The sequence below is a fragment of the Caulobacter sp. GW821-FHT09B08 genome (assembly GCF_059418225.1).
Genome location: NZ_JBWKPL010000005.1, coordinates 380,217 through 392,378 on the forward strand (window position 1 = coordinate 380,217; position 12,162 = coordinate 392,378).

The following is a 12,162-nucleotide window of genomic DNA, read 5'->3' on the forward strand; positions in this document are numbered from 1 at the left end:
TGTCGAATGCGTAGCGAAACGGACGTCCTGATCGTCGGCGCGGGCCATGCGGGCGCGGCCTGCGCCATCGCCCTGCGCCAGGGCAAGTTCGAGGGCCGGATTCTGGTCGTCGGCGCCGAGCCCGAGCTGCCCTACGAGCGTCCTCCGCTGTCGAAGGAATATCTGGCCGGCGACAAGACGTTCGAGCGGATCATGATCCGGCCGGACAGCTTCTGGGCCGAGCGGCAGGTGACGTTCCAGTTCAACACGACCGTGGTCTCGGTCGACGCGGCCGCCCATACGGTCACGACCCAGGCCGGGGAGGTCATCGGCTACAAGCATCTGGTCTGGGCCACCGGCGGCGCGCCGCGCGAACTGCCGGGCGCCCATCACCTGAAGGGCGTGCACACCGTCCGCACCCGCGCCGACGCCGACCGGATGATGGCCGAACTGCCGGACGTCGCTCAAGCGGTGGTGATCGGCGGCGGCTATATCGGCCTGGAGGCCGCCGCCGTGCTGTCGAAGTTCGGCAAGAAGGTCGTGCTGATCGAGACGCTGGACCGCGTGCTGGCCCGCGTGGCCGGCGAGGACCTGTCGCGCTTCATCGAGGCCGAGCACCGCGCCCATGGCGTGGACGTGCGGCTGGGCGTTGGTGTCGACCGCGTCCTGGGCGACACCGTCGTCACCGGCGTGCGCCTGGCCGACGGCGAGGTTCTGGAGGCCCAGATGGTGATCGTCGGCATCGGGATCATCCCCGCCGTCGAGCCGCTGGTCGCGGCCGGCGCCGAGGGCGGCAACGGCGTGGCCGTGGACGGCCATTGCCGCACCAGCCTGCCGGACGTCTTCGCCATCGGCGACTGCGCCCGGCACGCCAATCGCTACGCCGAGGGCGCGCAGGTGCGGCTGGAGTCGGTCCAAAACGCCAACGACCAGGCCGCCGTGGCCGCCAAGGCGATCCTCGGAACGCCGGTGGACTACGACGCCACGCCCTGGTTCTGGTCCAACCAGTACGACATCAAGCTGCAGACGGTGGGCCTCTCCATCGGCTTCGACCAGGCCGTGGTGCGCGGCGACACGACCGCCCGCAGCTTCTCCATCGTCTATCTGAAGGCCGGCCGGGTGATCGCGCTCGACTGCGTCAATGCGGTGAAGGACTACGTCCAGGGGCGCAAGCTGGTGGTGGACGGCGCCCGCGTCGATCCGGCCCGCCTGGCGGACGCGACCGTGCCGCTCAAGGACCTGGCGGCCGAACCGGTCTAGCGTTCGGCCGCGTTCCAGCGCTCGACCATCGCCGCACCGTCGGCCGGCGCCTGGATCGAACCGGGGGTGCGCGAGAAGCGCGGAACGGGCGCGACCTGCTTGATCCCGTCGTGCTCCACATAGACGCCGCGTCCGGCCATGTGCGGATGATCGGGCGCGTCCTTCAGGTCGATGACCGGGGCGAAGCAGGCGTCCGTGCCTTCCAGCAGGGCGCACCAGTCGGCGACGGTGCGTGTGCGGAAGATCTCGGCCAGGGCTTGGCTGCGTTCGGGCCAATTCTCCGGATCGTTCTGGCGTTCGTGGAGCTCCGCCGGAGCATCGATCAGCTTCAAGAGCTGGGCGTAGAACTGCGGCTCCAACGGGCCGATGGCGATCTCGCCGCCGTCGGCGCACAGGTAGCAGCGGTAGAACGGCGCGGCGCCGCCCAGCAGGTTGGCGTCGCGGGCCATGTCGATCCGGCCGCTGGGCGCCAGGCCCGCCAGCATGCTGATCAGCGACGAGACCCCGTCCACCATGGCCGCGTCGACCACCTGGCCCTTGCCCGAGCGCTCGCGCTCCCAAAGCGCCGCCATGATCCCGAAGGCCAGCAGCATCGAGCCGCCGCCGAAGTCGCCCACCAGGTTCAGCGGCGGCACGGCCGGTTCCCCCGGCTTGCCGATGGCGGCCAAGGCGCCGGTGATGGCGATGTAGTTGATGTCGTGGCCCGCCGCCTTGGCCAGGGGGCCGGTCTGGCCCCAGCCGGTTACGCGGCCGAAGACCAGGCGCGGATTGCGGGCCAGCAGGACGTCCGGCCCCAGGCCCAGGCGTTCCATGGTCCCGGGGCGGAAGCCCTCGATGACCACGTCGGCGTTGGCGACCGCGTCCAGGCACTGGGCGCGGCCGGCCTCGCTTCGGACGTCCACCGTCAGGGTGGCGCGGCCGCGATCGACCACGGGATTGGGCCAGCCGTTGCCGCCCTCGCGGTCGATGCGCAACACCTCCGCGCCCAGGTCCGACAGCAGCATGGCGCAGTGCGGTCCGGGGCCGATGCCGACGAACTCGACGACGCGCAGTCCGCTGAGCGGGCCCTTGGTCATTTGCCTTTCCACTCCGGGGCGCGCTTGGCGGCGAAGGCGGCGGGACCCTCGGCCGCGTCCTCCGAAGCGAGCATGGCCCGTACGGCGGGATAGGACCACTGGCTTTCCATCGCCGAGGGCAGGGGCTCGGCCAGACCCTGCAAGGCGGTGGCCTTGGTGGCGCGAACCGACATCGGGCTGCAGGCCAGGATCTCCTCGGCCCAGCGCATGGCGGCGCCTAGAGCGTCGGTCTCGACCACCTCGTTGACGATGCCCAGCGACAGGCCCTCGGCGGCGGACAGGCGACGACCGGTCAGCATCAGGCCCATGGCGCGCTTGAGCCCGATCTCCTGGGGCAGGCGCAGTATGCCGCCGCCCAGGGCGGCCAGGCCGACCTTGACCTCGGGCAGGGCGAAGGTGGCGTTCTTGGCGGCCACGACGATGTCGCAGGCCAGGGCGATCTCGAACCCGCCGCCCATGGCGATGCCGTTGACCGCCGCGATCACCGGCTTGGTCAGGCTAAAGCGCGAGGTGATCCCGCCGAAGCCCGAGGGCGGCAGGTCGGCGCTGCTCAGCGGCATGGGCGACATCAGGTCGTGGCCCGCGCAGAAGGCCTTGGGACCCGCGCCGGTCAGGATCGCCACCCACTGCTCGTCGTCGGCCTCGAAGGCGTCGAAGGCCTGGGCCAGCTCGATCTGGGCCGCGGCGTTCAGCGCGTTGTGCCGATCTGGCCGGTTGATGGTGACGACGGTGACGCGGCCGACGTTCTCGACCGTCAGGAACTCGTACGCCATCAGGCCACCAGCCCCGCCAGGCGGCCCCGGATGATCGCCTCGGCGTCGCCGACGATGCGGTCGATCAGTTCCTGGCAGGTGGGGATGTCGTGGATCAGGCCCTGGACCTGGCCGGCCCAGATCAGGCCGGCGTCGACGTCGCCGGTCTCCAGGGCGTTGCGGCCCTGGGCGCCCGAGACGTATGGGCGCACGTCCTCGAACACCGCCCCCGGTTCGCCGCCCAGCGCCACCACCCGGTCGGACACCGAGTTCTTGGCCACCCGGCCGGTGTTGTGGAAGGTGCGGAAGATCAGGTTGGTGGCGCGCTCGTCGTTGGTGACCAGGAACTGCTTGATCTTGTCGTGGATCGGGGCCTCGACCGTGGCGCAGAAGCGGGTGCCCATGTTGATGCCCTCGGCGCCCAGGGCCAGGGCCGCGGCCAGGCCGCGTCCGTCGCCGAAGCCGCCCGAGGCGATCATCGGGATCTTCACCTTGTCGGCGGCGGCCGGGATCAGGATCAGGCCGGGAATATCGTCCTCGCCCGGGTGGCCGGCGCATTCGAAGCCGTCGATGCTGATGGCGTCCACGCCCATCCGCTCGGCCGAGAGGGCGTGACGGACGGCGGTGCACTTGTGGATCACTTTGATCCCATGCGCCTTGAAGTCGTCGACATGCTCTTGCGGCTTGTAGCCGGCGGTCTCGACGATGGTGATCCCGCTGTCGATGATCGCCTTGCGGTACTCGGCGTAGGGCGGCGGCGAGACCGAGGGCAGGATCGTCAGGTTCACGCCGAACGGCTTGTCGGTCAGCTTGCGGCAGCGCTCGATTTCGCGGCGCAACTCGTCGGGCGAGGGCTGGGTGAGGGCGGTCAGCAGGCCCAGGCCCCCGGCGTTGGACACCGCCGCCGCCAGCTCGGCGCGGCCCACCCACATCATGCCGCCCTGCACGATGGGATGCTCGATGCCGACCAGCTCGGTAAAGCGTGTGCGGATACCCATTTCAGCCCCCTCCCAGTTTTCTACTCGCGGGTAGGTGAGCGGGCTCCCCGGGCCTGTCAATATGATCCGGGGGCGGCATCGCGGCGATGATCTGTTGCGCTGCTTGCGGCTTTGGCAGATTGACGAAGGACGCAAAACTCCGGAGACCTACTCTGGAGTAGGTTTCAAACTTCCCGGGTTTTCATGGTCCTCACCGAGACGCAATCGGCCATCCGCGACGCGGTGCGCGAGTTCGTTCAGGAACGCGTGCGGCCGAATTCCGCGTCGTACGAGGCGGCGGGCGGCTATCCGCCGGGCCTGTTCGAAGAGGTGGCGGGCCTTGGCCTGATGGGCATGACCGCGCCCGAGGCGTTTGGCGGCGCGGAAGCCGACTACATCTCCTACGCCCTGGCCCTGATCGAGGTGGCCGCCGGCGACGGGGCGCTGTCGACCATCCTGTCGATCCAGAACAGCCTGATCGTCTCGGCCCTGCTGCGGCTGGGTACGCCCGCGCAGCAGGCGCAGTTTCTGCCCGAGCTGATCGCCGGCCGGATGATCGGCGCCTTCGCCCTGACCGAGGCCGACGCCGGCTCGGACGCCTCGGCCATCCGCACCCGGGCCACGCGTGTCGAAGGCGGCTGGCGGCTGAACGGGGCCAAGCAGTTCATTACCTCCGGCCGTATCGCGGGCCTCGCCATCGTCTTCGCGGTCACCGATCCGGCGGCCGGCAAGAAGGGCATATCGGCCTTCCTGGTTCCCACCGACCGTGCCGGCTACTCGGTCGACAAGGTCGAGCACAAGCTGGGCCAGGCCGCCTCCGACACCTGCGCCATCCGCTTCGAGGACCTGTTCATCGAGGACGCCCTGATGCTGGGCGGGGAGGGCGAGGGCTATCGCATCGCCTTGTCGAACCTGGAGGTCGGCCGCATCGGCATCGCCGCCCAGTGCATCGGCATGGCCCGCGCCGCCCTCGACATCGCCGTCGGCTACGCCAAGGAGCGCGCCAGCTTCAGCAAGCCGATCATCGAACACCAGGCCGTGGGCTTCCGCCTGGCCGACCTGGCCACCCGCCTGGAGGCCGCCCGCCTGATGGTGCTGGCCGCCGCCGCCCTGAAGGACGCCGGCGAGCCCTGCCTGACCCAGGCCTCGATGGCCAAGCTGTTCGCGTCGGAGACCGCCGAGGCGGTGGTGTCGGGCGCGATCCAGACCCTGGGCGGCTACGGCTATCTCGAGGAATACGGGCTCGCGAAGATCTATCGCGATGTCCGCGTCTGCCAGATCTACGAGGGCACGTCCGACATCCAGCGGATGGTGATCGCCCGTGCCCTTTGAGGAGACCGTCATGCCCATCGCTGATCAAGCAGCCGATCCCGTCGTCATCGCCGGCTATGCCCGCACACCCATGGGCGGGTTCCAGGGCGACCTCTCGGGCCTGAAGTCCACCGAACTGGGCGCGGCGGCCGTCAAGGCGGCGGTCGAGCGGTCGGGCGTGGCTTCGGACGCCGTCGAGCGCATCTATATGGGCTGCGTCCTGCCGGCCGGCCTCGGTCAGGCCCCGGCCCGCCAGGCGGCGCTGGGCGCGGGGCTGTCGCAGTCGACCCGGGCCACCACGGTCAACAAGATGTGCGGCTCGGGCATGGAGGCGGCGATCATGGCCTATGACGCCCTGGCCTCCGGCAGCGCCGACGTGATCGTGGCCGGCGGCATGGAGAGCATGACCAACGCCCCCTACGCCCTGCCCAAGCATCGCTCCGGCGCCCGCATCGGCCATGGCGTGGTGATCGACACCATGATGATGGACGGCCTGGAAGACGCCTACACCCCTGGCAAGGCCATGGGCGCCTTCGCCGAGGACGCCGTCGAGCTGTACCAGTTCACCCGCGAAGACCAGGACGCCTATTCGATCCGCTCGCTGGAACGGGCCAACAAGGCTATCGCCGATGGCGCCTTCGAGCGCGAGATCGTGCCGGTCTCGGTCGCCTCGCGTGGTGGACCGGTCACTGTCTCGGTCGACGAGCAGCCCGGCAAGGCCAAGCCCGAGAAGATCCCGACCCTGAAGCCCGCTTTCCTCAAGGACGGCACGATCACCGCCGCCAACGCCTCGTCGATCTCGGACGGCGCCGCGGCTCTGGTCATGACCCGCCAGAGCGTCGCCGAGAAGCTGGGGCTGAAGGTCATCGCCCGCGTCGTCGGTCACGACGGCCACGCCCACGAGCCGGGCCTGTTCACCACGGCGCCGGTGCCGGCCATGCGCAAGCTGCTCGACAAGATCGGCTGGACCGTCGACGACGTCGACCTGTTCGAGGTCAACGAGGCCTTCGCGGTGGTGGCGATGATCGCCGCCCGCGACCTGGGCATTCCCGACGACAAGCTCAACGTCAACGGCGGGGCCACCGCCCTGGGCCACCCCATCGGCGCCAGCGGCGCGCGGATCCTGGCCACCCTGCTGGGCGCCCTCGAAAATCGCGGCCTGAAGCGCGGCGTCGCCAGCCTGTGCATCGGCGGCGGCGAGGCCACGGCCATGGCGGTCGAGCTGGTCTAGAGTTTCCGTTTCGACCGGATGGGGGTCCGGTCGGATGTGGCGCCCGGGACGGCGCCAGCGGGCGAGGCGGTGACATCGGGCCCTAACCCAGTCTCGCCGCCTCGCCACGCACCTTGACCGCGAGGCGGGAGCCTCGAGTCAGGCCATAGCCCGCGCAGTATCAATTGAACGACGCGCTTGGACGCGAAGAAGGACGGAACCGATGGACTTGAAGGGTGTGGGCGCGATCGTCACCGGCGGCGCTTCGGGACTGGGCAACGCCACGGCCAAGCTGCTGGCCGCGCAAGGCGCGAAGGTCACGATCTTCGACCTGAACGAAGAGATCGGCGTCGCCGCCGCCGCCGAAATCGGCGGCCTGTTCGTCAAGGTCAACGTGGCCGACGAGGCCAGCGCCATCGCCGGTTTTGAGGCCGCCGAGGCCGCCCACGGCGTGGCCCGCGTGCTGGTCAACTGCGCCGGCGTGGCGCCGGCTGCCCGCGTCGTGGCCAAGGACGGCTCGCCCCACTCGCTGGACGTCTATCGCAAGACCATCGAGGTCAACCTGATCGGCACTTTCAATATGATCTCCAAGTTCGCGGCTCGCGCCGTGGCCGCCGGGATCGAGGGCGAGGAAGCCGGCGTCATCGTCAACACCGCCTCGGTCGCCGCCTATGACGGCCAGATCGGCCAAGCCGCCTACGCCTCGTCCAAGGGCGGGGTGGTGGGCCTGACCCTGACCGCCGCTCGGGACCTGGCCCAGCACCGCATCCGCGTGGTGACCATCGCCCCGGGCATCTTCCTGACCCCGATGCTGATGGGTCTGCCGCAGGCCGCCCAGGACTCGCTGGGCCAGCAGGTCCCGCACCCCAGCCGCCTGGGTAAGCCGGAAGAGTACGCCCAGATGGTCGGCGCCATCGTCGCCAATCCGATGCTGAACGGCGAGGTCATCCGCCTGGACGGCGCCATCCGCATGGCGCCGCGCTAAGGCCATGAGCGTCGTCCTCCTCGAGCGCGACGGCCCCGTCGCCACGATCACCCTGAACCGGCCCGAGGTCGGCAACGCCCTGGACCTGCCGACGGCGCGGGCCCTGATGGACGCGGTGATCGCCTGCGACGAGGACGACGCCGTCCGCTGCGTACTGCTGACCGGCGCGGGCAAGTTGTTCTGCGCCGGCGGCGACGTGGCCTCGTTCGCGAAAGCCGGCGACCAGCTGCCGGCCTTCCTCAAGGAGATCACCGTCTACGTCCACGCCGCCGTCGCCCGGCTGCTGCGGATGGACAAGCCGGTGGTCACGGCGGTCAACGGCTCCGCGGCCGGGGCCGGGGTGGGGCTGGCGATCCTGGGCGATATCGTCCTGGCCGGCCCGCGCGCTCAGTTCGCCCTGGCCTATACCGGCATCGGCCTGTCGCCCGACGGCGGGACCACCTGGCTGCTGCCGCGCCTGGTCGGTCTGCGCCGCGCCCAGGAGCTGTGCCTGCGCAACAAGCGGGTGCCGGCCGAGGAGGCCGCCGTCATCGGCCTGGTCACCCGGGTCGTCGAGGGCGACCTGATGGCCGAGGCCATGGAGGTGGCTCAAGACCTGGCCCGTGCGGCGACGCCGGCCTTGGGCGTCACCCGCCGCCTGCTGCTGGACGGCGCCGTCGCGCCGCTGGAAGCCCAGCTGGACGCCGAGAGCCGGGGCATCGCGAGCCTCGCCCGCACCGCCCAGGGCAAGGAGGGCATCGCCGCCTTCCTCGAGAAGCGTCCCCCGAACTTCACCGGAGACAAGTGACCATGGCCGAAGCCTATATCGTCGAGGCGCTGCGCACCGCCGGCGGCCGCCGCAAGGGCGCGCTGTCGGGAACCCATCCCGCCGATCTGGGCGCGGCCGTGCTCAACGCCCTGGTGGCGCGCTCCGGCATCGATCCGGCGGCCATCGAGGACGTGATCGTCGGCTGCGTGACCCAGGCGGGCGAGCAGTCCTTCGCCTTCGGCCGCAACCTGGTGCTGGCCTCGTCGCTGCCCGACAGCGTGCCGGCCGTGACCATCGATCGCCAGTGCGGCTCGTCGCAGCAGGCCATCCAGTTCGCGGCCCAGGCGGTGATGTCGGGCACCCAGGACATCGTCATCGCGGCGGGCGCCGAGAGCATGACCCGCGTGCCGATGGGCTCGAACTTCGCGCTGCATGCTCAGGCCGGAGTGGGCGAGGGGCCGTGGTCTCAGGCGATCAAGGATCGCTACGGCGTCACCGAGTTCAGCCAGTTTCGCGGCGCCCAGATGATCGCCGACAAGTACGGCTTCACCCGCGAGCAGATGGACGAATTCGCCTTGGCCAGCCACGGCAAGGCCCGCGCGGCTATCGAGGCCGGCGCCTTCAAGGACGAGATCGTGCCGGTCGCCACCGCCAACGGCGTGTTCGACCAGGACGAGGGCGTGCGCTTCGACGCCTCGCTGGAGGGCATGGCCGGGGTCAAGACGATCCTGGAAGGCGGCACGATCACCGCCGCCAACGCCAGCCAGATGACCGACGGCGCTTCGGGCGCCCTGATCGTCAGCGAGGCGGCGCTGAAGCGCTTTAACCTGACCCCCATCGGCCGCATCGTGAACCTGACGGTCACGGCCGGCGACCCGGTGATCATGCTGGAAGAGCCGATCCGCGCCACCCACCGGGCGCTGGAGCGGGCAGGCATGACGCTGGACGACATCGACCTGTTCGAGGTGAACGAGGCCTTCGCTTCGATCCCCATGGCCTGGCAAAAGGCCCTGGACGCCGACCCGGCCAAGCTGAACGTCAACGGCGGCGCCATCGCCCTGGGCCACCCGCTGGGCGCGACCGGCGCCAAACTGATGTCGACCCTGCTGCATGCGCTGAAGGCGCGGGGCGGTCGGTATGGGCTGCAGACGATGTGCGAAGGCGGCGGCATCGCGAATGTGACGATCGTCGAGCGGCTGTAGATTCATCACTTGCCCCCCTACGGACCGCTTCGCGGTCGTCTTCCCCCATAGGGGGAAGAGCTGCGTGCGTGCGGCGTCCTCCGCCCCCTACGGGGGCGGACAGACCGCGAAGCGGTCAGGTGGGGGCAAGTGGGTGTGATCCCACGCCAATCTGGCCATGAGCTGGTTGGGAAGGGTGCGAAGCGCCCGGGCCTCGCCCGGATGATTTGCAGTTTGAATACCGTTTCGACGAAGTCGGAGCGCTTCGCGCGACCGTTATCCGAAAGCCCGCGACGCTGAGCCCTGTTAGGGCCTCGCCGCCTTGAAGCCTCCGACGGGCGGAACCGGGCCAACGCGCCTGATCCCGGACCGCGAGCGCATCACCGCCCGCCTGCCGCAAAGTCGGTCCCCATCCAACGCCGTTTATTTTCGAGGCCCGGCCGGCACCAGATGGACAGGGTTGTCCTCCGAAGAGAACCACCGACAGAGCTTCCCGCTCGATCGCCCCCGAAAGTCGCAACGGTCGCCGTACGTGCGCCCTTCCCGTGCTTTCAGGTGAGTACAGGATACGGGAGGTCTGAGACCCTGCTGGGAATAAAGATTTAGCGCAGCGATTTCGGGAGCTTGACGCGCCCAGAGCCGGGGACATGCCCTTGCGGCGTGTCCCCATCAACATCCACGGCGCGAGATCGTCATACCCAGCGGATGGGTTTGGGGACACGCCGCAAGGGCGTGTCCCCGGCCGCGTCTCTACCGCCAGAGCATCGCCCACACATGGGGTCCGCCGTCGGGCACGTCCCATTCCTCGAGCAACTCGAAGCCGAGGTGGCGGTAGAAGGTGAAGTTCGCCGCCTTGGAGGTCTCCAGATAGACCGGCATGCCGGCGGCGCGGGCTTGGGCCAGGCCGGCGCGCACTGCCTTCCCGCCCCAGCCCTTGCCCTGGAATGCCGGGGCGACGCCGGCGAATTGCAGGTACCAGTAGGGGAAGTTCGGCTCATGAGCGCGCAGCGTGGCGCTCAGGGCCTGGGCCCGCGTCCGGCCATCGCCGAGAGCGCGGCTGAAGGCGGGCAGGCCGCTGAGCGTCTCCCAGAAACCGGGATGGATCTTGCCCGGCAGCCGCCACAGCGTCACGGCCTCGCCGCCAGGAGAGCGCAGGGCCAGGCCGTGACGCATCGTGCCCCTGATGATCGGGGCGAAGAAGGTGGTCAGGCGGTCGTGGCGGTCGGCGGGATCGGGCAGGATCCAGCTGAGCGCCGGCTCGTCGACGAAGGCGGCGGCCAGGACCGCGACCATCTGGGCCACGTCTTTTCGCTTTGCGGGAACCATGCCGGTCAGCCCGCGCGGCGCATGGCGGAGAGGTTCTGGATCTGGCCGTAGGCGTCGACGCCGATGATCTGGCCGTTGACGATCATCACCCCGTCGTCGGCCCGGCGCAGGCTGGCGGGACGCGCCGCGCCCTGGGCGCGCAGCCAGCGACCGACCCGCCAAAGCGTCTGGCGGCGGCGATCCTCGGGCGCGGGGGCGCCGTCGAAGCCGCCGTGGAGGGCCGCCATGTCGCCCTCGGGGGAGGGCGGCGTGAAGACGGGCGGCAGGGCCATGTCAGGGTTTCGCGGCGGCGGCCGCCGCCTCGACGTCGAGGTGTTCGGTCAGGCCTTGCAGGGCGGCGTGGCGGAGCAGTTGCAGGGCGGCCGCGCGCGAGGCGCGGGTCCCGCTCAGCAGGCCGCCGGTGCGCCGGACCACTTCCTCCAGGAATTCCGGATCGCGCCGGGCGATGCAGTCCTGGGCCAGCATCAATTCGCAGGCCTCGGCGCCGGTGATGGTGCGTCCGGCCAGGACCAGGTCGGTGGCGCGCGAACGGCCGAGCTTTCGCGACAGGAACCACAGGGCGCCCAGGTGATAGGGACCCGAGGGCTTGAGGGTGGCGTGCGGGCGGACGAAGGCGATGTCGCAGGCCAGCGCCAGACCCAGGCCAAGGCCCGCGGCCGCGCCGTTGATGGCGGCGACCACGGGCACGTTCAGCGACTGGAAGGTCAGCAGGGCCTCGCGCAGGGCGGGCATGGCCGCGCCGTCGGTCTCGGCCGGTTCGGGAGCGCAGAAGACTGTGCCCGCGCCGGTCAGGATCAGGGCCAGGGCGCGGTTGTCGGCCACCAGACCATCGGCGGCCTTTTGCAATCCGGTGGCGAGATCGGCGGCCGAGGCGGTCGGTCGCGCCAGGGCCACCACGGCCAGGTCGCCCTGGTAGGTGACGGTGACCGTCGTGTCGGAGGTCGAAGCGCGTGGAGGAGAGATGATCACGGCGTTTGCTCCCATGTCCCGGGCGTTGGATCGCCCCTTTCGCTGTCGAAGAGTCCTTCCAGTCGGCGCCCTTGCCCTTGAGGAAAGCAAGGTGAAATCAGGAAAGCGGCGGTTCGGGACCGAAATCCCGAACCGCCAAAGAGGGGCCGCCTCGGAGAGGAGAGACGGCGCACCGAGGGACCTATTTCATGGTGGGAATGACGAAGGCCGAATCCTCGACCTCGCCTTCGGGCCAGCGGGCGGTGACGGTCTTGACCTTGGTGTAGAACCGCACGCCCTCGGCGCCGTACTGGTTGGTGTCGCCAAACCCCGAGCGCTTCCAGCCGCCGAAGCTGTGATAGGCCACCGGCACGGGGATCGGCACGTTGATCCCGACCATGCCGACATT

The 12,162-nt window shown here is 70.0% G+C and carries 13 protein-coding genes; 6 read left to right on the top strand and 7 right to left on the bottom strand.

All coding sequences use genetic code 11. The annotated features are described in order from the left end of the window. Positions 1–6 precede the first annotated feature (6 nt). Entirely contained in the window at positions 7–1,239 is a 1,233-nt protein-coding gene (locus AC07OA_RS16900) for an NAD(P)/FAD-dependent oxidoreductase (RefSeq protein ID WP_494664970.1), read from the top strand. Here the strand turns inward: AC07OA_RS16900 and AC07OA_RS16905 are convergent. Genes AC07OA_RS16905 through AC07OA_RS16915 form a run of 3 tightly spaced genes read right to left on the bottom strand, consistent with a single transcriptional unit; the run spans position 1,236 to position 4,065 of the window. After that, complete coding sequence (locus AC07OA_RS16905) at positions 1,236–2,315, bottom strand: CaiB/BaiF CoA transferase family protein (protein WP_494664971.1); 1,080 nt, start codon at positions 2,313–2,315, stop codon at positions 1,236–1,238. The genes AC07OA_RS16900 and AC07OA_RS16905 overlap by 4 nt on opposite strands. Then, positions 2,312–3,088, bottom strand: coding sequence for an enoyl-CoA hydratase-related protein (locus AC07OA_RS16910; protein WP_494664972.1), 777 nt, complete (start codon positions 3,086–3,088; stop codon positions 2,312–2,314). The genes AC07OA_RS16905 and AC07OA_RS16910 overlap by 4 nt, the downstream gene beginning before the upstream one ends. Continuing rightward, complete coding sequence (locus tag AC07OA_RS16915) at positions 3,088–4,065, bottom strand: NAD(P)H-dependent flavin oxidoreductase (RefSeq protein WP_494664973.1); 978 nt, start codon at positions 4,063–4,065, stop codon at positions 3,088–3,090. Before AC07OA_RS16915 ends, AC07OA_RS16910 begins: the two co-directional genes overlap by 1 nt. A 183-nt stretch (positions 4,066–4,248) precedes the next feature. Here AC07OA_RS16915 and AC07OA_RS16920 point away from each other — a divergent pair, with 183 nt between their 5' ends. The 5 genes from AC07OA_RS16920 (at position 4,249) to AC07OA_RS16940 (ending at position 9,500) form a co-directional block, all read left to right on the top strand. Then, a complete protein-coding gene (locus tag AC07OA_RS16920; RefSeq protein ID WP_494664974.1) occupies positions 4,249–5,376 on the top strand; it encodes an acyl-CoA dehydrogenase family protein in 1,128 nt (375 codons plus the stop codon). A gap of 10 nt (positions 5,377–5,386) precedes the next feature. Further along, positions 5,387–6,586, top strand: a complete 1,200-nt coding sequence (locus AC07OA_RS16925) for an acetyl-CoA C-acyltransferase (protein ID WP_494664975.1) — start codon at positions 5,387–5,389, stop codon at positions 6,584–6,586. A 202-nt stretch (positions 6,587–6,788) separates the two neighbouring features. Beyond that, positions 6,789–7,550 (top strand): SDR family NAD(P)-dependent oxidoreductase, encoded by a 762-nt coding sequence (locus tag AC07OA_RS16930; protein ID WP_494664976.1) that lies wholly within the window; start codon positions 6,789–6,791, stop codon positions 7,548–7,550. A gap of 4 nt (positions 7,551–7,554) precedes the next feature. Beyond that, positions 7,555–8,337: an enoyl-CoA hydratase/isomerase family protein gene (locus tag AC07OA_RS16935; protein WP_494664977.1), complete on the top strand. Its 783-nt coding sequence runs from the start codon at positions 7,555–7,557 to the stop codon at positions 8,335–8,337. A 2-nt stretch (positions 8,338–8,339) separates the two neighbouring features. Then, positions 8,340–9,500, top strand: a complete 1,161-nt coding sequence (locus tag AC07OA_RS16940; protein ID WP_494664978.1) for an acetyl-CoA C-acetyltransferase — start codon at positions 8,340–8,342, stop codon at positions 9,498–9,500. Between the two features lie 729 nt (positions 9,501–10,229). Here the strand turns inward: AC07OA_RS16940 and AC07OA_RS16945 are convergent. From AC07OA_RS16945 to AC07OA_RS16960, 4 genes are all read right to left on the bottom strand, one after another. Then, on the bottom strand, positions 10,230–10,772 hold the full coding sequence (locus AC07OA_RS16945; protein ID WP_494664992.1) for a GNAT family N-acetyltransferase: 543 nt from the start codon (positions 10,770–10,772) through the stop codon (positions 10,230–10,232). 38 nt (positions 10,773–10,810) lie between these two features. After that, complete coding sequence (locus AC07OA_RS16950) at positions 10,811–11,077, bottom strand: hypothetical protein (RefSeq protein WP_494664979.1); 267 nt, start codon at positions 11,075–11,077, stop codon at positions 10,811–10,813. 1 nt (position 11,078) lies between these two features. Next, a complete protein-coding gene (locus AC07OA_RS16955; protein ID WP_494664980.1) occupies positions 11,079–11,774 on the bottom strand; it encodes an enoyl-CoA hydratase/isomerase family protein in 696 nt (231 codons plus the stop codon). Positions 11,775–11,955: 181 nt separating this feature from the next. Continuing rightward, a partial coding sequence (locus AC07OA_RS16960; RefSeq protein ID WP_494664981.1) for an aldehyde dehydrogenase family protein occupies positions 11,956–12,162 on the bottom strand: 207 nt, incomplete at its 5' end.

Excerpts from the sequence above, each read along its gene's own strand:
- AC07OA_RS16915 (WP_494664973.1), bottom strand. The coding sequence starts at position 4,065 with ATGGGTATCCGCACACGCTTTACCGAGCTGGTCGGCATCGAGCATCCC.
- AC07OA_RS16905 (WP_494664971.1), bottom strand. The coding sequence starts at position 2,315 with ATGACCAAGGGCCCGCTCAGCGGACTGCGCGTCGTCGAGTTCGTCGGC.
- AC07OA_RS16945 (WP_494664992.1), bottom strand. The coding sequence starts at position 10,772 with ATGGTCGCGGTCCTGGCCGCCGCCTTCGTCGACGAGCCGGCGCTCAGC.
- AC07OA_RS16920 (WP_494664974.1), top strand. The coding sequence starts at position 4,249 with ATGGTCCTCACCGAGACGCAATCGGCCATCCGCGACGCGGTGCGCGAG.
- AC07OA_RS16910 (WP_494664972.1), bottom strand. The coding sequence starts at position 3,088 with ATGGCGTACGAGTTCCTGACGGTCGAGAACGTCGGCCGCGTCACCGTC.
- AC07OA_RS16930 (WP_494664976.1), top strand. The coding sequence starts at position 6,789 with ATGGACTTGAAGGGTGTGGGCGCGATCGTCACCGGCGGCGCTTCGGGA.
- AC07OA_RS16900 (WP_494664970.1), top strand. The coding sequence starts at position 7 with ATGCGTAGCGAAACGGACGTCCTGATCGTCGGCGCGGGCCATGCGGGC.
- AC07OA_RS16940 (WP_494664978.1), top strand. The coding sequence starts at position 8,340 with ATGGCCGAAGCCTATATCGTCGAGGCGCTGCGCACCGCCGGCGGCCGC.
- AC07OA_RS16935 (WP_494664977.1), top strand. The coding sequence starts at position 7,555 with ATGAGCGTCGTCCTCCTCGAGCGCGACGGCCCCGTCGCCACGATCACC.
- AC07OA_RS16950 (WP_494664979.1), bottom strand. The coding sequence starts at position 11,077 with ATGGCCCTGCCGCCCGTCTTCACGCCGCCCTCCCCCGAGGGCGACATG.
- AC07OA_RS16925 (WP_494664975.1), top strand. The coding sequence starts at position 5,387 with ATGCCCATCGCTGATCAAGCAGCCGATCCCGTCGTCATCGCCGGCTAT.